Raw genomic sequence first — 20,573 nt, forward strand, 5'->3', positions numbered from 1 at the left:
GTCTCGCCAAGCCCAGAGGAGCGCCAAAGTTTCGCTGCCGAATCTTAAAATTCGGAGTGCGACGCTACTATCCCTACATTCTATCCGCCTTGTTTTTCCTAGCATTGCTGCTAGGCAAATTTCATCCGGGCCAAGGGTTTAGCGAACTGGCAGGATTCGGCGAAGACTATGACCTTCCGAAGTCCGAGCCGCTCCAAAAACTCGACTTCTACCAGAAGCCCAACTCGACCGGATACGACGGACAATTCTACGTCCAAATCGCGCTCGATCCAAGCCTCCGCGAACCTTCGCTGGAAGAGGCTATCGACCATCCATCCTATCGATCCCGCCGTATTCTTCAGCCTGCATTGAGCTGGTTATTGGGACTTGGTTACGCACCCGCGATCTTGCAGATCCACTCCTTGCTGAATGTTGCCTGCCTCATCGCTTTAGGACTGCTTCTCTTTCGCTGGATTCCACCTCAAGGTTGGGAGAATTTCGCTCGCTGGTTCTTTTGCGTTTTCTCAATGGGGGCTCTCGAAAGCGTGCGGTATTCATTGGCGGATCTGCCCGCAGCGACCTTGGCCCTCGCCACCATTACCCTGCTCGAAAAAGCGAAACCCAAATCCGCATACCTCACCAACGCTTTAGCTGTCTTATCGAAAGAAACCTCTTTGATGAACGCAGCCCTTTTTCTCTGCCCAGCACCCCACACAAGCTGGGCCCAAAGAATGGGCCGGGCAATGATCGCAGGCTTGTGCGCGGCCGTCCTTTTTGGAGCTTGGATCTACTATACCACCACAGTTTTTCCGCCCACTGTAAATTCGTCCGACAATATCGGCATTCCCTTCACCGGCATGTTCCGAGGGCTCTCAGGTTCGGTGCAGGAACTGGTAGAAAACGGTTTTTCGGACCGCTACTTTTTTCGATTGGTCACTTTGCCGGGCTTGCTCTTCCAATTCGCCTATCTCCTCGCCAAACCAAAACTCGGCAATCGGATCTGGGTATTCGGAATCCTCTATGGGATACTTTTCACAACCTTGGGCGACGCGGTTTGGCGTGGCTATTGGGCGGGCTGTCGCATCACGCTGCCTATGACAATCGCGTTTAACATCCTCTTAGATTCAAAAAACAAACCCTTGTTTTGGACCTCAATCATCCTCTCCAACCTCGCTTTTATCCACGCCATCATACGGTGGATCTAAAGCCATCAAGTATTTGGGAGCGGGCTTATTCGGCCAAAGTTTTTCGTGCCTGACCAATTCGAGCGTGATAGAGATATCGCGCAAATGACGGATCGAATATCCAAAGAGCGACGCTCCTGGGTGATGTCTCGCGTGAGGGGCAAGCACACCAAGCCGGAGCGACTCGTGCGCAGCCTACTCCATCGGCTCGGCTATCGCTTCACCGTCAACGGGCCAAAAAACAAGAACCTGCCCGGCAAGCCGGATATCGTGCTACCGGCCCGAAAATGCGTAATCTTCGTACACGGCTGCTTTTGGCATCGTCATCAAAATTGCCGCATCGCGACCACGCCGAAGTCAAACGTCGCCTACTGGCAGGAGAAATTCGAGCGAAACGTCGAACGAGATCGAACCGCTCAATCGGTTTTGGCCGAGTCCGGTTGGCGAGTGATCGTGATTTGGGAATGCGAACTCAAGCAGCTCGACAAAGTGGCCGCCCACCTCGTTTCCGAGATCCCTCGCCATTCCGAGCTCGAGCTACCCGAGAGCATCGAAGACGAGCTGCTAGTCGCCGAGACCTCCCGCTCATACGGCAAACCTAAATCAGAAACCGAGTCTTAGATTATCGTTTCTTCAATTCAAACCGCTGCATCTCCTCTAAAATAGCAGCCAATTCTCGCTCTCCTCGTTGAGAAACCGAAGAGATCTCCCTAAATTTGTCGGGTGACAGTTTCCGATAACGCCGACACCAAAGCCCTCAAGCTCGCCTACCTGGCCACTGGCACCCTGCTTGTCGCCTTCTCAATACTGGGATCGCGCCTCTCTTGGGCACAGAATTCCTTGCTCCACACGATCGTCGCGTCAGCCACGGCGACCATCGCCTTGGCCTTAGGTGTCGTGTTCTTTGCACGGCACTCTATCAACCAGGATTCAACCAAATTGATCGTCGGGGCCAGCCTTATCGGGACTGGGCTTTTAGATGCCTTGCAGTTGGTTCTTTCGAGTTTCCCTGCACCTACTTTTTTCTACGGCACAGGCGGACAACTTGAGTCTTGGAGTTGGCTGACACCAAGACTATTTCTGGCCTCCTCCCTGCTCGCAAGCTGCTTGTATGAACAGCGACGGAAACGACTTGGTGTCGCAGGTAACATCAAAGGATCATACCTCCTGGGTGGCTCTTTGAGCCTTAGCCTACTGTGCGGCCTTTTCTTCTCCTTAGTCCCACTTCCCAGCCCCTACTCAAGTTCGAGTCTTTTCTCGAATGCTTCGGAGCTCATCCCGGGCTTGATTTTTGTCATCGCCCTTATCTGCTACCTTAAAAAGGGAGACTGGAAACATGAAGCCCTCGATCACTGGCTCATTCTTGGACTCATCGCCAACGTCGTTTGCCAAGTGCTGTCGATGCCATTTTCGGAGCATCAGCACGATGGTTTCGCTCAAAGCGGTCACGCCCTCAAGTTGGTTGCATACCTCTTGATCGCTGTCGGTATCATCCTCAATCTGCTGAAGCCAAAGCGAGAAAACCGCGACCTGAGCTTCCCGCCTCTAAGCGAAAAAACCGAACAAGAGTTCGAGAAGACCAAAAAGTCCCGCTTCGGACTCACCTCGAAGCTTATATTGGGATCCAGCATCATCGTAATCTTCACTGCAGGAACCATCGCCTACACAGGTTACGCAAACTATGCACGAGCCATCGAAGAGGTAGAAACCAAGGTTCTGAACAGCAAGGAATCCCAGAGCTCAACCTACCTGAAAACCGTCTTTGAAGAACTGAAAGGCAAAACGCTATTTCTATCTAAAACGCCCCCGATCCAAGGCATTGTACGCGCTACCAAATCAGATGGTTGGGATCAAGAAGACGCCTCCAATCTGGATCAGTGGAAGAACCGTCTCGCAGAAATCTTCACCCGGTTTCTAGAAAGCAATCCTCAGATACAACAAGTTCGCTACATAGGCTTGTCAGACGGAGGGAAAGAGCTCGTTCGAGTAGATCAAACCTCCCTGGGAATTTTTCGTGTACCCGAAAATGGACTACAGAGAAAAGGAAGCCGCGGCTATTTCCAAAGCGGGAAACAACTTAAAGATGGGCAAGTCTACTTGACGGATATCGAGCTCAACCGCGAACATGGAGAAATATCGCTCCCTCATACCCCCACCATCCGCGGGGTAACTCCCGTTTACTCCCAGGGACAGCTTTTTGGCATCGTCGTACTCAACCTAGACCTGAGCCTGACTTACCGCACTATGTTGAGCCAACAGGAGGGAAGCTTCTCTACATTCATAGCGAACAGCAAGGGCGAGTATCTCTTGCACGGGGATCCGAAGCGAACCTTCGCCTTCGAGTTTGGCAAATCAGATCGGATCTTCGACGACTATCCGGTTCTCGAGGAACTAAGCCCAAGCTTCGAAGAGAGCACCACGGTGGCTCAAATGGACGAATCTGGGAGCAAGGGAACCTTGGCAGTCAGGCTCATCAACCTAGATCCAAATCCGAGCGATCGGTTTATCTATCTGGTCAAACACGCAAACATGACTGCAAACATACAGGAGTCTGCCATTAGTCCGAGCGTTGCTATAACAGCCGGAGTACTCGTAGCAGGCTTTTCTATGATCTTGGCGTGGATCTTCGCCGTAACCGTGAGCCAGCCGCTCCGTTATATTTCCTGGGCCGCTAAAATATATGGAGACTCAGGTACACAAATTCCCTTACCCGTCAAAGGCCAAGGCGAAGTGGGAGTTTTGGCTCGCTCCCTTTTCTTCCTTCAAGAGCAAATAAATCTACGAACCCAGGATCTGACTGACTCCAACCGGCGACTAGAAGAAGCCCTGGATGAAGCAAATACAGCTAATCAAGCGACCCGAGCCAAAAGCGAATTCCTGGCCACTATGAGCCACGAAATCCGCACTCCCATGAGCGGCTTGATCGGAATTCTAGACTTGCTGAGCTCAGAAATTCCTGACGAATCACAATCACAGCTCAAGGTGGCGCAAGAATCCGCCTCCGACCTACTTGTATTGATAAACTACATACTCGACTTCTCGAAAATAGAAGCTGGGAAGCTGGAGTTGGAGGACAAAGAGTTCGATTTGATAAAACTGTTGGACAGTGTCTCCAATTTGTTCTCCCCAATGGCCGAACAGAAGGGCCTAAACTTTTTAGTTACCCCAACAGTGGAGGCTGCATTGAAACTGCGGGGCGATCGGCACCGTCTCCGTCAAGTCATCACAAACCTCATCAACAATGCTCTCAAGTTTACTGACGAAGGAGAGATTGAGCTCTCCGCTGAGGTGATTGAATCGCAAGATCGCAGCAAAGTACTGCAGATCGCTATTCGCGACACCGGATTGGGAATTCCAGAGGAATCTCTCGACCAACTCTTCGATGCCTTCGAACAGGTCAAATCGACCAGCGAACGAAACTTCGGAGGAACTGGTCTTGGCCTGACGATCAGCAGCCAGATCGTACAGGCGATGGGCGGAAAAATCACCGTCAGTAGCCGCGAAGGAACGGGCTCCACCTTCATCGTCCAAATCCCCTTATCTGATCAATATGAAAAATCAGATTGTACTGCCAAAATCTATACAGCGAGCCAGAAACGAATTCTCATATTCGACGGAAACACGCGACGCTCCGAGCATTATGCAGCCTGGCTCAGGCACTGGGGTTTCCAATGTGATGTAGCGACCAGACTTAGCGAGCTAACGACGCTGTTCAATACTTCGGCCTCCAAGGGTGGTTACGCCTTTTCGATCATCGATTCCAGTCGCTACACCGCTCACCTCGATTACTGGGAAGGTTCAGCCAAAGAGACCGATGCCTTTAAAGGCACGATCCATTTTCTGGTCGGCAAAGTCTCCGAGGCAGACGTCAAACGCGGCGGACTCCAGTCCGTAGCCGAGCTACCCAAACCTGTCTCATTACTGGAACTCCACCGGCGCCTTTCTGCCAAACCTGCCCAACCCGAGACGATAGCTAAACCCGCCACGGACTATCTAGACCTATCGAAACGAAAGGTTCTCATCGTAGACGACAACCCGACCAACCGCTTAATCATCGGACAGTTTATGATCAGAAATCATAAGATCGACCCCGACAAAGCGGTCGATGGCCTAGAAGCGTTTGAACTGATCAAAGAGAAACCCTACGACTTGATTCTCATGGATATCATGATGCCCAAGATGGACGGGTTTGAGGTTTGCCGACAAGTGCGTGCCGGCGCCGCAGGCGAGACGAATCAAAACACTCCAATCATCGCCATCACAGCTAACGCGAGCGAAAAAGATAGAAATGCCTGTATCGAGGCAGGCATGACAGACTATCTCAGAAAACCGGTAAAACAGGAAGAGGTCGCTCGCGTCGCCAAGACTTGGGTTCAAAACTAAGCGAACCTCGAAAAAAACGCAGCCGCTACGCCCCGTTTAGCTCTTTCGCCAAAGTCATGCGGTGAATCTTAGCATTGTGCCTAACGTCGACCGGAAAGCCTTTGTGCAAATGGAATTCCTTAATGGCCTCAGTCACTTGGCACCTTGCTGCAAGCTCTTTCATCTCGGCTAAAAGCGCTTTCTCGTCGTCCTTGCTGGCTGGATACTGGTCTTTAAATAGCTCGACGAACATAGCAGGTTCCACCGTTCCATTCTTCCGGCGGGCTACCAAAGCGGATCGAAAGACCTTGGGGTGGGCGTTGATCACACCTTCGCAACAGTCCGTGTAAAACATGGCATCACCCGCTAGGACACGTTCTACCTTTCTTCCGCAAAACCATAGATAGCCATCAGCATCAAAGTAGCCTAGGTCGCCGATACGGTGCCAGGTACGACCGCCTTTCTCAATCTTAGCCAAGGACGTCGCTTCCGGGAGCCCATCGTAGGCCTTCGTCACGCTCGGACCAGTCACCACGATTTCGCCGATCTCTCCCACACCAAGCGGATTGTTCAGAAACGACGCGTCCATCACCCCGTCAACCACTGGCAAAATGCGGGCTTCTACACCTTCTAAAATTTTTCCGACACAGGTTCCCGCGCCTTTCGCGGTACGGTCCGCTGCCCCTTGCAAAATCTCTAGGTCACTCACTGACGATACAGGTAGGACCTCCGTCGCGCCGTAGGGAGAGTGAACCTGTCCGTTCGGGAGAATACGGCGATACTGCTTCATCATGCCAGGAGGCACGGGAGCTCCCGCCATCAGGATTCGATTCAAGCTGGGCAGCTCAATGTCATGAAGATCGCAATACGAACCAATCTTCGCCCAAAGGGCTGGCGAGCCAAAAGAATTCGTTACCTGGCACTGTTGAATCGCTCGAACGATCTTCTCCGGATCCACTGTGGCGGGCTTGCTGGGGTTAATCTCCGGCACCACCGTGGTCATCCCTAACGCTGGATTAAAAAGCGCAAAAATGGGAAGCATCGGCAAATCCACCTCGCCGGGCTTGATCGAATATTGCGTGCGAATCGCCTCTACCTGGGCTTCAAACATTCCATGCTCGTAGCTTACGCCCTTGGGGGCTCCTGTGGAACCTGAGGTAAAAAGAACCGCGGCCAAATCATCCGTAGCGGTAGACTCCGCTGCCTCTTCCGAAAAGCTATCCGAGACTCGTTCAAGCGGTCCGCCCACCTTGATTTTCCCTCGCAGCGAACGAAATGCTTTTCTGAATACGCGAGAAAGCCAGATAGCAAGAGAGATACCGACCAGAAACTCAGGCTGCGACTTTCGGACGCAGTTAAGAAAGCTCTTCAGTCCCATGCCGGGGTCTATGACGACCGGCACCGCCCCCACTTTGAAAAGGGCGAAACAAATCGCGATCAGGGGCAGGCCGGGCTTCACCATTAACAAAACGCGGGACCCTTTACCTATGCCTTTGGCTCTAAGACGGCGGGCCCATTCGTTTTGCTCTGCGGCCAGCTCAAGAAAGCTCAATTTCAAATAATCGATAGAGCCATCCGGCTGCCTTCCTCGAGGAACAAGAAGGGCCGGAACATCCGGCTGGGAAACGGCCTTCTCGTCTAAAAAACGGGATACGTTTGCCCCTGTCATTGTTCTCTTGTTACAAGCAGAGTTCAGCCCTCAGATCGCAAGCCCTGCAGGCACGGCTCTAGCAACTCTTTCTGCCAATTGAGAAAACCATCTAGGTCCGATGGATCTCTCGCAACCTGCGCCACTTGGCTCCGCGTTGCGATCAAGGTCGGGTCGATTGAGAGGGTCGTAGACAACTTATCGCGAAACGATTTGATGGCGTCCTGCCGATCGAGCTCCTGCTGCGAGAGGGGCGCTCTACGCTCTGGACGGGGTGGACGTTGTGGCAATGTGGATACATCGCGGGAGGCACCTAGCTTCAAAGCGTCTTTCAGGCCCTGACGAGCGCGTCTTTGAATTCCTTGCGGCAAACCTTCAAAGACAAATTCCCAATTCCCTTCCGAAACGCCTTCCGCGAGAGCGATAATGTAATCGTTTCCTAACACCTTAAAGGGCGGGCGATCCAAGCGCTTGGCTAGATTTTGCCGCCAGTGCCAAAGCTCGTAAACCGCAGCCTGCCCCCGTTCGTCCAATCGGTCCGATCGAGAGATACGCCAAGAGTTCTCGTCATTGCGCGGAAAGCCTGACTTCGCGATTCGGATCTGGTTCGCGCAACGCTGATTTAGCCACTCCTCACGACTAAGCTCCCGGATGCGAGCCATCAGCTTGTCGCGTAGCTCGTGCAGATAGAGCACGTCCGTGGCCGCATACTTAAGCATTTTAGGAGTTAAAGGCCGTTGGGACCAGTCGCTCTTTTGGCTGTCCTTCGGGATTCTAACTCCAAAATTCTCCTCTAGCAAAGCTGCCAAACCGATCCGCTTGATGCCGAGCAACTGCGAGGCAAGCATGGAGTCGAATAGGCTCTTGGCCTCGAAACCGCAAAATTCCTCAAACAAGCGCAGGTCGAAATCGCTCCCGTGCATGATCAGATGCAAACCGGAGAGGATTTTCCAAAACCGCTCCAAATCCAAATCGGCGGTAACATCCAGAAGATAGATTGTCTCGTCGAAGCGGAGTTGCAGCAGGCAAAGCTTCGTTTCGAAGTGGTGCAAATTGTCCGCTTCACTGTCCAAAGCGACTTCGGTTTCGCCTTCCAAATGATCACAGAGCCTTTCGAGGTCTGTCTGCTTATCAACGTAGATAAATCCGTCTTCTTCCATACTCGGATGCTTACTCATGGCCTAGAATCGCGTTTCGCTTTCTTCGCGTTTCAAGCGGACCAGAGTCGCCGAAATCGCCGCCTGAATCGGGCAGCTAATCGCGGAGCGAGTGTCTCTGAAATCGTTTATACGCAAACTCATCTAGGAATTAGGGAGCAGTACATAGGCGGCGAAACCTCCAGAGACAAGGAAGAGTTCCCCTAGGAATGGAAAACAGGAGTCAAAACGGGCTCACATCGCCTCGGGAAGCGGCCTCACTTCGAGGAGACTCCATTTTAAGCGCCCTAGTATCACCACCAACAAAGCAGCCGCCAAGCCGGCCAAATGAGCCTCGACTGCCACGGAGTAAGCCGAACCTAGGTCTACAAAAACGGATTCCGCAAACCAGCTTTCATAAGCTATTTTCGCTCCGGCCAACCCTATCGCTAAAAGCCCAAATACAGACTTAACTCGATCCGATCCTAGCTTCCCTTCCCTGAAGAGACAAATCCCCAAAACAACCAAGAGGCCAAGATCTATCCCCGATAGTCCACAATAAGTGGTGAATCGCCCTGAGAACCTCAAGAAAAGCTCCGTCCAAAGAAGTGTTCCCACGACAGTACCGAGCAACAAGCGCCTCCCCCTTCGTTCCACGCAAAGTGCGAGGGTCAAAAACGCCAAAACATCCCACACAAAGTGCGAGCGGTCCAGATGAGTGAAGGCCCCTGTGAAAGCACGCCAAAACTCGCCAGTTCTGGCCCAATCTTCCCGCCAAACCAAATGGTCGAAGGCAGTTTCTCCAAGCGAGAAGATGGCAAGCGAAACTCCTGTCAGAAGAAAGCTAAGCCAAGGTCCGCGTTCCACGGGGAGGTTTCGTTTCGTCATTTCAATTCCTTTTCCGAATAACGTACTGGCCTGGACGTTCGCGTCGCGGCGAAACGTCCAGGCGACTCACAAAGCTTTCGGTGTTTTACATTCGCTGGAAACGATTACGTGCCACCAAAAGTACGAGTCCGCCGGCAAGCATTAGCACAAACCATGGCTCGATCGCTCCGGCGCCCCCACCCACAGAATGAGATTTGCCGGTGAACATGGGCTGTTGCGTATCCACTCTTTGGGCTCCTGCGGAGCTTGGATAGCTTTGGCGGGCGGCCTGCTCAAGCTGGATTCGAGCTTGGTTCCTCCGCTCCACCCCGTGTCTCGCAAAAGCCGCGTCATCGAGAGCGATCATAGAAGTCTCATCCGTTACAATCTGATAGCCGACTCCAATATCCCGTATGGCTGATTTCGATTCACCTTCATCGACGAATCCAGCCATGCGAGCGACCTCGATCTTACGCACTTGATCCAAGGCCCAAATTCGCTCGAGCTCCGGATGAGCGAGGTCTTCTTTCGGAAAATGGACGAGAGCCGAATAACGTTCCTCCTGACCATTAACCCGAACGGAGAGCGAAACGTTTGCATCTCCGCCTTCCGCATAACGCCCCATCAGCACGAGCTGATCTCCGTAGTGAATCTTGCCGATTTTGAAGTCGCCCACATCAAACGTATCGACGCCCTCGATACTAAGCTCCGCATTGCGCATACTCTCGAACGCGACCTTGTTTTTGGCCAACAAAACCTCTCCGACGATGTCATCGCTATTGGATACGCTGCGATAGCTTCCTCCGCTTGCTTCGCACATTAGCTGCATCAAGGGCCAGTTGCTGCTATTTCCCAGAAGGAATCCATAGAAGCGAAGGTCTTGCTTTTCCAGAAGTCGATAAAAGGCTTTGGGCTCTACAATGCCGCGGTTGGTAACTCCATCCGTAACCAGAATCAAAGTGGCTACGCGATCCGCATCCAAGTGCTTGAGAGCGAGCTGCAATCCATCGTAAACATTGGTTCCGCCGCCGGAGGTCAACTGGTCGAGTTCCACTAAGAGCTGATCAAAATCCGCTCCCGTGGCAGGGACCCAAGCGTTTGAAAGATCATATGCTCGATCGTTGAAGGCCACGACTCGAAATCGATCCTCGGGCTTGAGTTGAGAAACTGCCTTCTTCACTCCGGCCACGAGCGTATGCAACTTCCCCTGCATGCTTCCGGACACATCCAGGGCAAAGACGTAGTCAGCGCCATTAGACAGCGGCTTCAGGTCGACTCCCGGCGTCAAGACCATCATGAAGCTACCCGGCTTGTCTCCACTTTCCTTATACGTAAGCAGTTCCATACGCCCCGGCAGATCCTCTTCCAACATGTAGTAGAAGACAAAGTCCTGAGCTAAAGAGCCTCCCTGGCTTTCGTAGCGATAGAGCAAACTCCCATCTTCCTGAGGCGTCGCCGTACCCCCAAACCCAGGAGCTCGAGTCCGTGCCACCGGAAAGGCAGACTTTAAAACGACCTCGACGCTGAAATCCGCGAGCACCACGTCGTTTTGTGTCCAAAACGCTTGGGCCGCCTCATCGGTTCCACCCTCTTCTAGCGGGTAGGTGTAGCGACCGACTCCCGTATCTATCTCGAGTGGCTCGTAGTACGCATAGGTCATGCGCACACTGCCATTGGCCGGCACCGGAGAAACCTTGAATTCAAAATTCTGATACGAATTCTTGTCAGCCTTTCCGACTTCGTTGCCCTGCTCTTTTTCTTCCTGGTAGATTCGCTCTGCCTCCTGGCGGGCAACAACCTCCCCTTGCAGCACTTTTTCACCCGCGTAGATGGTTAATTCAGATAAAGCGCCTGCTTCTGGGACCGGTGCTGTATAGATCGCTTCCAAGTCGCGCGAACCGGGGTTCGAAAACACTTGCTCCACCTCGGTGCGAGCGAAGCCGTTGTTTATGACCACACGAACGTGGTGGCTTTGTAGATCAAGCCTGCCGTCGGAAGATCCAACCGGAGTCAGAAGTCCCGCCGCGTGAGCCGAAGCTGCTACGACAAAAGCTCCTAAACCAAGAGCAATTCGGGAAATTGTATTTTGCGATTTGATTTTCATTAGAGACGAGAAGTTCATGCCCATCTCTTTGCACAGCCGGCGCCACCAAACTCTTTAGTCTTATCAGTCAAAGACTTACAAATTCAACAAAGAATTCAGAGCAACTCCTGATACATTTAACGTATTCCCGCTCTAGTCATATTATGTATGGCCAGTGAAATATATCCAAAGATCTAACCATAAAAAAGCTCGGCCCCGAAAAGGGACCGAGCTGAAAAGATCAGAGGAAAAGAGCTAAAGGTCTTAGTAGACGTCGCGTCCGTAACGGCGCTCCTTCGTCATCTGCTTCACATAGGCAATGGCGTCTTCTTCGCTCTTGCCGCCATGTTCGGCTACGATGTCGATCAAGGCTTGGTTAACGTCCTTGGCCATGCGAGAGGCGTCGCCGCAAACGTAGAAATAAGCTCCCTTGTCGAGCCACTCCCAAAGTTCCTTGCCGTTCTCACGCATGCGATCCTGCACGTAGATTTTCTCTGGCTGGTCGCGGCTGAAGGCGAGGTCGAGCTTGGTGAGAACTCCCTTCTTGAGGTAATCCTGCCACTCTGTCTGGTAGAGGAAGTCGTAGGTGTAACGCTGGTCTCCAAAGAAGAGCCAGTTTTCCCCCTTAGCGCCTGTCGCAGCCCGCTCCTCGATGAAGGAACGGAAGGGAGCGATACCTGTGCCCGGGCCAACCATGATGATCGGAGTACCGGAATCGGCAGGCAGCTTGAAGTTCTTGTTAGAGTGGAAGTAGATTCCCGCAGTGCTGCCCTCTTCCCACATGTCAGCGATAAAGGTGGAGCAAACGCCCTTCTTGGCCCGGCCGAAAGATTCGTAGCGAACCGCGCCCACAGTGAGGTGTACCTCATTGGGGTGTGCAGCCACAGAAGAGGCAATCGAGTAGAGACGCGGCGAAAGCGGACGAAGCAGGTGAACCCAATCTCCCGCACGAAGCGATGACGGATATTCCTTGATCAAGTCGACTACATCCCGACCCCAGATCCACTCTGAAGCCTTTTCGCGATCTTCCGACAGCTTGAGCAGTTTCTTATAGTCACAAGCCTTGGCGTACTTCTTGAGGATAACCGTGTTCAAGGTACGAAGATCAAGGTGCTTGCGCAGCACTTCGCGGAAAGGAATGGAAAGCTCTTCCTTGAAGGAAACATTCTCGCGGCCGTCGATCTTGGCGGCCTCGAGGAACTCCTCGATCAAGTCCGAGGCGTTTTCTGGCACCACGCCAAGAGCGTCACCCGGCTGGTACGTAAGCCCGGAGCCTTCCAAGGAAATTTCGACGTGAACCGTCTCTTTGGCTGATCCTGTGCCATTGAGGTTAATGCACTTGAGCATCTCGGCCGGGAACGGATTCGCTTTGCCGTAAATGGGCGCTGCGGCCACTGCGGGGCCTGCGACTGCCGCGGATGTAGAACCGGCAACCGCAACGGGCTTGGCGATTTCCTTCAGCTTAGCGATAGCGCCGTTGGCCCATCCTGTGTAGGCACCCTCGAAATCGACGTCACACTCGACCTTGTTGTAGATTCGCGTGCCACCTAGAGCTTCCAGTCGCTTGTCGAACTCTTTGCCCATCTGGTTGAACTGGGCGTAGGAACTGTCCCCCAGGCCAAGAACCGAGAAGTTAACTCCGTCGAGCTTCACCGCATCCTCCGCCATGATGGCATCGTAAAAATCGGAGGCGCGTGAAGGAGGCTCGCCTTCGCCCCAAGTGCTCACCAGCACCAGCAGATTTTCCGCCTGAGCCAAATCGGAGAGCTTCGCATCCGCCATGTCGAGGACCTTACACTTGAAGCCTTCCGCGGAAGCGGAGTCCTTGACCCGATCCGCCAAGCCTTCGGCATTGCCAGACTCCGAACCGAAAAGGATCGTCAAGGGAGCGGATCCACCGGCGGCGACCGAGGCACCTCCACCTTGACCAAAACCTTGATCTCCAGCCACGAGCCCGGCGAAGAAGCCCTTCAGCCAAGCGGCTTGCTCGGCGTTGACTGCCCCCAGGACTGAGTTCAATGCAGCCGCTTGCTCCGGAGCAAAAGGAGCATCGGCAGGAATTATTTGATTAGGCAAGTTGCTCATAAGCGAATGAAATGGTCCGACAAAATCAGTGGCCCGAAAACGGCCACGGGCAATAAGGCACCTATCGAAATCATACCTCGACCACAGAGTCGAAGGCTGGGCTCATCCGACAGGGAGGCCAGTAGAAAGAGCGCGCGCAAGCAATTGGCAAGCATCGAATAAAAAGGCCGCTTCGAGCGATCTCGACCCTCGGATTCTCAACAACCTGCCAAGGCTGACGCTCGTACAAAAGCTTAGCCTGTGCCTAGAGTTCCAAGTCGTGCCAATTCTTGGTCAAAAACAAGTGCCCTTGTACGGAATCGACCAGAGGAGCATAGCTGGCGAGCGGCCCTGCCTCTTCTTCGAGCGTTCGCACCGAGACCCCAACAAAAGCCACAGCCGAACGAGCGCTCTCGCAGGCGATGGATTCCAGAGGCGGCCCCTTGGAAACAACGATGACTGGATCCACCTCGATTCGAGAATCTTTCAGGAGTTCGGCCATGCCCGCTTCGGCCGCTTCCCGTCCGCCTTCGTCCTTGATGATGCGGAGAATTCGAATCCGATAATCCCCCCAAAGCCGATTGCTCTGCAGCAGGTGGGCCAAAGTGATCATCATTGAGCCATTGGCTCGAGCGGACCACCACACATCGATCACAGGATACAAATGAGACTCCGGCTCCTTGGCTTTGGAATAAACGATAAGGTTGGCCTCCATCTCCAGGGCTTGATGCACCGTTCGCGGAAAATCGCTATCGCGCAGCCAGCCACTGCCCCATTCGATCAAAAGCGTGTTTGGCTGCAGATTCCCCAGACCCGCCCCTTGTAGCAAAGTGGTCACGCCTTGCTCGAAATCGCGAGCGATGACCACTTTCGAAAAGGCGGACATTTTCTCCTCGCGGATACGGTCATCAAGCTGTCGAGTCAGGGCACGTTGTCGATCGTTCGAACTTTCCCAGTCACCAATAATGATGTGAGAAAGGAAGAGCACTCCCTTGTTGGCCTCCAGATAACGTCCAAATCGAAGCAACTGGCTGTTTTGCTTCAGTTTGCTGGAAAGCACCAAGATTGCCGGTCTCCAGTTTCTCTGGTGCTGGCGCGAAGAGTAAAGCTTGAGCAATCCCATGCGTGCCACCGCAAACCAAAATCCGCTGCGCATATCCCCCCAAGCCGTTCGATATGCCCGCCGAGCTAGAACCGTGTAGGCCACCACGATGAGAGCGATCGCCAAAACCGTGGCTACCGGATTGAGCAGGAGCATGATTCCAAAACAGGCCACCGCCCCAATGAGCGAAACCAGCCAATGCACTCGGAAGGTGGGCCGGTAAGTCGGATTGCTGGTCCAGCTCTCCAAAGCAGCTACCAGGTTAACCGCTCCATAGGTCGCCAAAAAGAACATGGAAATAAGTGGGGCGATCAGGTTCAGGTCTCCGATGAGCACGCAAAGCACCCCAATCAAAGCGCTGATAACCAGAGCGATCCGCGGCTCGCTGGATGGACCTTTCCCTTTGGCCAGAAAACGCGGCATGACACGATCTTTCGCCAAAGCCTGCAAAGTACGCGGAGCAGCGACTAGACTTGCTAGGGCAGAGGACAAAGTCGCCGCCCATAGCCCAGCAATGATGAGCGGTGGAGCGATTGAGAGAGACTGCATGACCAAGGCGTTGCCCAAAAGCTCCGAACGTTCCGCCCCAAGGCTCAGCCAAACCAGCTGCATGACATAAACAACAAAGGTGAAAGCCACCGCCCAGAGCGTACCTCGCGGAATCGACTTGGTCGGGTCTTTCAAATCCCCCGACATGCTGACGCCGGACATGATACCCGTGACCGCAGGGAAGAAGATGGCAAAGACGCTCCAAAACGATTGCTCCCCCTCGTAGGCCGGCTGCGTAAGATCCTCCCAGCCCTCATTCACCCGGAAACCGACAAAAAACGAGATCAGCGATACCATCAAAGTGGCGAGGATAAAGTACTGGGCTTTGACCGCTAAGCTCGCCCCGATCCAGGCCACGCACCCGATGAGTGCCAAGGTTACCAAGGAGAAGAGTCGCACATCCAAATTCGGAAACAGGTACTGCACCGATTCGGTGAAACCGACCACGTAAAACGCGACTGAGATAGCCTGGGCAAGATAGAGAGGGAGCCCGATCGCACCTCCAAATTCAAGGCCTAAGCTTCTGGAAATGAGGAAGTAAGCCCCTCCTCCCTGTGCCTTGGTATTCGTCGCGATCGCCGAGAGCGAGAGAGCCGAAATAAATGTCACCGCATTGGCGATACAAAGCATCATCAGCGCTTCCGTCAGCCCCGCGTTTCCCACGACCCAACCAGCTCTCAGAAAGAGGATGACTCCTAAAATAGTGAGCACATTTGGAACGAAAACGCCCCCGAACGTGCCGAATTTTTGAGCTGGTTTATCCATAAAATCCGAGCGATCTCCATCGCGCATAGCCATCGTCAGTTCAAGCATCGATCAGGCCGCTCTGATACGATTTTCATCAAATCGCCTCGATTTGCTCTGATCCGTCAAAGCCTCGGCGCGATTTTGTCACATTTCTCATTGCCCCACGCGACGTGCTCACTTCTTTTCGATAGCTCCGAAAAACTCCCCCGTTCATTCGGACTCCCTCGTAACATAAAGATATCACAATGCACGACACACTGATGCTCCTTCTCCAGGTCCTCGGGGCCTTGGGTATATTCATCTTCGGTATGAAGCTGATGAGCGAATCGATCCTCAAGTTCGCCGGCGAACGCCTGCGAGCGATCATGAGCTCCATGACCACCAATCGATTCGCCGGAATCCTGACCGGTCTCTTCATTACCAGCCTCGTTCAGTCGTCTTCGGCGACCACCGTCATGGTGGTGAGTTTCGTCCACGCCCAACTTCTAACACTGACTCAATCGATCGGTGTGATCATGGGAGCCAACCTTGGTACGACCATCACCGCCTGGATCGTGAGCGCTGGTTTCAAATTCAGCTTAGCTTCCGTCGCGATCCCTATCATCGGTATCGGGGTCGTACTCAGCTTCCTAAAGGGTAATAAGCTACGCCATTTCGGAAACTTCCTAACCGGATTCGGACTCTTGTTCCTAGGTCTGGGAGAGCTGAAGGCTTCAGTCCCCGACGTGAAGAACAACGTCGAAATGCTGGAGTGGGTTACCCAACTTTCAAGTTACGGCTTCTTCTCTCTGATCATCTTTATCCTTATGGGTACGGCCTTGACCGTGATTGTCCAATCCTCCTCCGCCGCCATGGCCATCACGCTAACTATGGCCTCGCTGGGATGGCTAAATTTCGAACAAAGCGCCGCCATCATCCTCGGCGAAAACATCGGTACCACCATTACCGCCTTCTTGGCCTCCCTCCCTGCTAACGTGGCCGCCAAGCGAGCCGCTCGAGCCCACTTCATGTTCAACATCATCGGTGTTACCTGGATGCTCTTCCTGATCGTGCCCTTCAGCAAATTGGTGCTCTGGGTCTACGATATCGTATCCTCAGCAGCCCCAGGCTTCATCCTCAAGGACAACGCGCTTACCACCCAGCTCGCCTTGTTCCACACGATGTTCAATCTGTTCAACATCGCCCTGCTGGTGGCCTTCATTCCGCATATCGCCAAACTGGTAACCCGCATGGTAGCAGACAAAGAAGGTGACTCTCAGAGCGCCACTTTCCGCTATCTCCGCAGCTTCTCGGTCGGCACCGGCGAGCTCAATTTCAAGGAAGCAACCCAAGCTCTTCAGCAGCTTGGCAATCTCACCGGCAAGATGTTCAAAAGCTTCATCGAAATCTACGATCACCCGGAGAAGGACATGTCTCCACAGGTCAAGGAGATCGACAGCCTGGAGAAGAAGGCCAACGCTTTGACCGACGAGCTGACCGAATACTTGATCCGCTGTACTTCGGACGAAGTATCGGAGGACACCCGCAAACGGGCCTACTCCTACCTCCGCGTCGCTTCTGAGCTCGAAGAAATCGGGGACTGCTGCCACCGCATGACCAATCGAGCCGTACGCCGCTACAAAAAGGGTCGCCTCGTTACGCAAACAGCCGAACGCGAAGTGGTCCAATTCGGCAACCTCGTAGCGCGATTCATCGACCTCTACAGCTCCAAGCTCTCAACCGACGTTTCCGCTTCCGATATGGAACTCACCATCGACTTCGAAAAGGCGATCAACGAAAAGCGCAAGGAGCTGAGAAAGCGCTCCGTTAACCGCATGATCGAGTCGCCGGAAAACGTGAAGCCCGAGCTGCTATACGTCGACATCGTCAACACCTTCGAACGTATCGCCAACCACGCCCGCAACGTCATGCAGGGACTGCCCAAGCAATTGGACTGATTCGTACACAAACGTTTTAAAATGAAAAAGGCGGCTTCCAAGGAGCCGCCTTTTTTGCAATTTGGTAAACAGCCTAACGGCTGAAACAAGCCAAGTGCTAGGGCGTCAGAATCACTCCTCGGAGGTTCTCTACCGAGAACTGTTCGGCGGCCACTTCCTGGTAAACCTCAACCGGTTCGGAAATTCCGTTTTCCAAAAGATCCAAAGCGCAGCGAAGCGTGTTGGGCCTTCCCTGGGACTGGCTAAACAGATCGATCAATCGGCCCTCGCTACGGGCGATTCGCTTCAAGCTGATCCAAGCGCTTCGCTCAGCAGCTTCCAATAGTGCTGGCTCGATGGAAGCAGCAAATGACTCGATCGCCGACAACAGCACTTCCTTGGCCTCTTCCGAATCCCCTCTTGGCACGCGAACTTGCACCTTCACCGCTCGCGACATGGGCACCATTCTCCTGCCAATTACGGTTACCGCCAAGCTGTCTTCGAGCGTTGGATACTCTCTCAAGGCTTCACGCAGATGGAGCTCCAACAGCGAATGAAAGATATCCATACGCTTGTCTGCGATGCAGCTTTTCTCTTCCACTTGCGGAAAGAGCAAGGTCAGGGATCCTGTCTCGATCGCGCCCTCAGACTTGGCAGTATCGATTCCCGGCTCCCCCCAAACCACAGGTTTAGCGTGGCGAGGTTGCAGCACTTTTCCGGTTCGAGTCGGCGCAGCCCCGAAACTCTTGCGAACATCGCGCAATACGGTGCGAGGGACCACATCCCCCACCACCGTAACTTCGATGTAGGACTCTTCTCGCACTTTCTGCAGCCAGGTTTTCATGCCGGTGTAATCGAGCCCTTCAAGATCCTCTGTCTCAAAATATTCCGCAAGGCGAAGCTCGCTACCCAGCAGCATCTTGTCGAGCTGGGACGCTTCACTCTTCCTGCTGCGCTCCAAGGCCTTGGTCATCTTTTCGAGCTCATCATTGAAGTCTTCCTCCGTGAGCTCATTGGTAGCCATCCAAAAGACGAGACCAGAAAAGAAGTCTGCGATCGAATCCTGTTTGCCCGCATAGGCCTTCCAAGACAGCTGGTCGATATCTACGGAAACCTCTAGCTGATCAACTCCCTTGGTTTTGAGGACATCCTTGAGGTAAGGAGCGTGAGCGCCTCGTCCGACCTTAGTCTTTTCCAAGATTGAATTAGCCAAAACCGCGAACGCTCGCCCTTGGTTTTGCAGGTCTGAAATCCCATTTCCAAAACTTACGTTCGCGATGATACGCCCGCCAAATTCGTCCGTCTGGATAACATTGACTCGCAGATTATTGGCAAACTCGTATTGCAACACTGGATACTCGTCGAACCTCAGAATCTCCGTGGATTCCACCATTGCCTGGTTTTGGAAAGCAGCCCCGAAGACCGCGTTCAGATCAACATCTCCAGACTGCTCCCACGCGTAGTTGTAGCTCTTGCGAGTGGCCTTGAGCTTCTTGGCTATCGATTTCGCCGGCAGGCCAAAAGCCTTCGGAACTTCCACATAGTAGGCTAGTTGCTTTTCGGAAAAAATGCGTTTGCACAGCTGGTCTACTTCACTCTGGGGAAGTGAGGATACGACCCGCTCGAGATAGGCTCCGAAGTCCTTGCCGTAACGAAACGGAATTCCGTCGATCGTGTTCTTGACCAGACGATCTGCCAACATCCGCGGCCAACCTTTAACGCTGAGAAGCGGATCGTAGCCATTTCGGAAACTCAAGTAATCCGACTTCAAGGTCTCTAAATCCGATTTCTGGATACCGAATTTCTCGATCTGGTGCATCGCCTTGTCAGCCGCGATCAGATTCTCCTGCAGCTGCATTACCGAGCCACGTTGTTTGACGGACATGATCACCGCGTCTCCCATCACCTCGACCGCCGGAGCTCCCAATCCGGAAGAATCGATCGCCAACGATTGAGCGTAACGACCAATCATGTCATAGACATAGAGCTCCTTTTCCTGCTCCGGTTTAAACAGATCCAATCCCTCTTCAACGTAGCTGATCATCAAGCCGGCGTAGGGTCCGCGAGGTTCACCTGTTACGATGTCTCCCTTTCCGCGAAAACGGGCGTCAAGCTCGCGAATCGAGCTCTGCTCGGCACTCGAGCGAGCTGCCGCAAAGGATTCTTTAATGGCCGATTCGACCAAAGCTGGGTCTGCCACACCGACTACCGCCAGTACCATGCGGTCAGCTGTATACCAGTTCGACCAAAAGGCTTTCGCGTCGTCGGAAGAGGCAGCTAGGAGATCTTCAACGACCTCGGCATCCTCAATTTCCATGTAAGGACTGGACTTCAAAAGAGCCCCCTCCAAGCGAGCCTGTTCGGCCTGAAAATAGGAAAAACCGAATCGGCCTTTGAAAACGAGGTCCGCCCTCACCTCATCAAAATGGCCTGATTCGAATGGCACGGAGGAGGCGATCTCACCAAAAATAGAAACCCCTTCCTTAACCGCGTCCGCTTCAGGCTCCTCCAAATCGAGGCGGTAGATTGTGTAGTCAATCCCCACCGTGGCCAAACCTCCACCGTCTGGGTCCACCCCATTGGCAAGACGATAACGAGCGAGCTCGTGACTGTCGAAACTCTTAGTCCCCTCGAGAGCCATCTTGGAAACGAGCGTCGAAAAACCGAGGGTACCCTCGCTCTCCTGCGCTTGTCCAGCCGCCACCAGCAAGCGAATACTCACTGCCCCCGAAGGAGCATCGGTCGGGATGATCGCGTAGCGAAGGCCATTGGGCAATTCGCCCCAAACCTCGTTTTCGCTGGACGGAGCTCCGTCCGGAGTGATCGGCCAGCGTTCGCCAAAAACGCTTTTGGCCTGACTGGGCGCGACAAAGATTGAAAGGAGAGAGGCGACTGCGACAAAAACGGATGATTTCTTAAACATCGGGGAGCGAATG

Annotated in this window: 11 protein-coding genes; 4 read left to right on the plus strand and 7 right to left on the minus strand. The window is 53.4% G+C overall.

The features are described from left to right. Positions 1 to 56 precede the first annotated feature (56 nt). The 3 genes from H5P27_RS13050 to H5P27_RS13060 all read left to right on the plus strand — a co-directional run bounded on the left by H5P27_RS13050 (position 57) and on the right by H5P27_RS13060 (position 5,546). Complete coding sequence (locus H5P27_RS13050) at positions 57 to 1,184, plus strand: hypothetical protein (RefSeq protein ID WP_185660840.1); 1,128 nt, start codon at positions 57 to 59, stop codon at positions 1,182 to 1,184. A 45-nt stretch (positions 1,185 to 1,229) separates the two neighbouring features. After that, positions 1,230 to 1,784: a very short patch repair endonuclease gene (locus tag H5P27_RS13055; protein ID WP_339382586.1), complete on the plus strand. Its 555-nt coding sequence runs from the start codon at positions 1,230 to 1,232 to the stop codon at positions 1,782 to 1,784. A gap of 102 nt (positions 1,785 to 1,886) precedes the next feature. Further along, the gene (locus H5P27_RS13060; protein ID WP_185660841.1) at positions 1,887 to 5,546 is read left to right on the plus strand and encodes an ATP-binding protein; all 3,660 of its coding nucleotides are present in this window, start codon (positions 1,887 to 1,889) and stop codon (positions 5,544 to 5,546) included. 25 nt (positions 5,547 to 5,571) lie between these two features. On the opposite strand, the gene H5P27_RS13065 is transcribed toward H5P27_RS13060, so the two are convergent. The 6 genes from H5P27_RS13065 to H5P27_RS13090 all read right to left on the minus strand — a co-directional run bounded on the left by H5P27_RS13065 (position 5,572) and on the right by H5P27_RS13090 (position 15,787). Further along, complete coding sequence (locus H5P27_RS13065) at positions 5,572 to 7,194, minus strand: fatty acid CoA ligase family protein (protein WP_185660842.1); 1,623 nt, start codon at positions 7,192 to 7,194, stop codon at positions 5,572 to 5,574. 23 nt (positions 7,195 to 7,217) lie between these two features. Further along, the gene (locus H5P27_RS13070; protein WP_185660843.1) at positions 7,218 to 8,351 is read right to left on the minus strand and encodes a ribonuclease D; all 1,134 of its coding nucleotides are present in this window, start codon (positions 8,349 to 8,351) and stop codon (positions 7,218 to 7,220) included. A 213-nt stretch (positions 8,352 to 8,564) separates the two neighbouring features. After that, complete coding sequence (rrtA, locus tag H5P27_RS13075; protein ID WP_185660844.1) at positions 8,565 to 9,197, minus strand: rhombosortase; 633 nt, start codon at positions 9,195 to 9,197, stop codon at positions 8,565 to 8,567. A gap of 85 nt (positions 9,198 to 9,282) precedes the next feature. Continuing rightward, entirely contained in the window at positions 9,283 to 11,280 is a 1,998-nt protein-coding gene (locus H5P27_RS13080; RefSeq protein ID WP_185660845.1) for a VIT and vWA domain-containing protein, read from the minus strand. A 243-nt stretch (positions 11,281 to 11,523) separates the two neighbouring features. Beyond that, positions 11,524 to 13,344, minus strand: a complete 1,821-nt coding sequence (locus H5P27_RS13085; RefSeq protein WP_185660846.1) for an assimilatory sulfite reductase (NADPH) flavoprotein subunit — start codon at positions 13,342 to 13,344, stop codon at positions 11,524 to 11,526. Between the two features lie 244 nt (positions 13,345 to 13,588). Next, positions 13,589 to 15,787, minus strand: a complete 2,199-nt coding sequence (locus H5P27_RS13090; protein ID WP_185660847.1) for an APC family permease — start codon at positions 15,785 to 15,787, stop codon at positions 13,589 to 13,591. A gap of 179 nt (positions 15,788 to 15,966) precedes the next feature. Between H5P27_RS13090 and H5P27_RS13095 the strand changes: the two genes are divergently transcribed. Then, complete coding sequence (locus H5P27_RS13095) at positions 15,967 to 17,658, plus strand: Na/Pi cotransporter family protein (protein WP_185660848.1); 1,692 nt, start codon at positions 15,967 to 15,969, stop codon at positions 17,656 to 17,658. Between the two features lie 97 nt (positions 17,659 to 17,755). On the opposite strand, the gene H5P27_RS13100 is transcribed toward H5P27_RS13095, so the two are convergent. Then, on the minus strand, positions 17,756 to 20,560 hold the full coding sequence (locus tag H5P27_RS13100) for a M16 family metallopeptidase (protein WP_185660849.1): 2,805 nt from the start codon (positions 20,558 to 20,560) through the stop codon (positions 17,756 to 17,758). Positions 20,561 to 20,573: the final 13 nt, after the last annotated feature.

Origin of the sequence: Pelagicoccus albus (assembly GCF_014230145.1) — a bacterium.
GTDB lineage: Bacteria > Verrucomicrobiota > Verrucomicrobiia > Opitutales > Opitutaceae > Pelagicoccus > Pelagicoccus albus.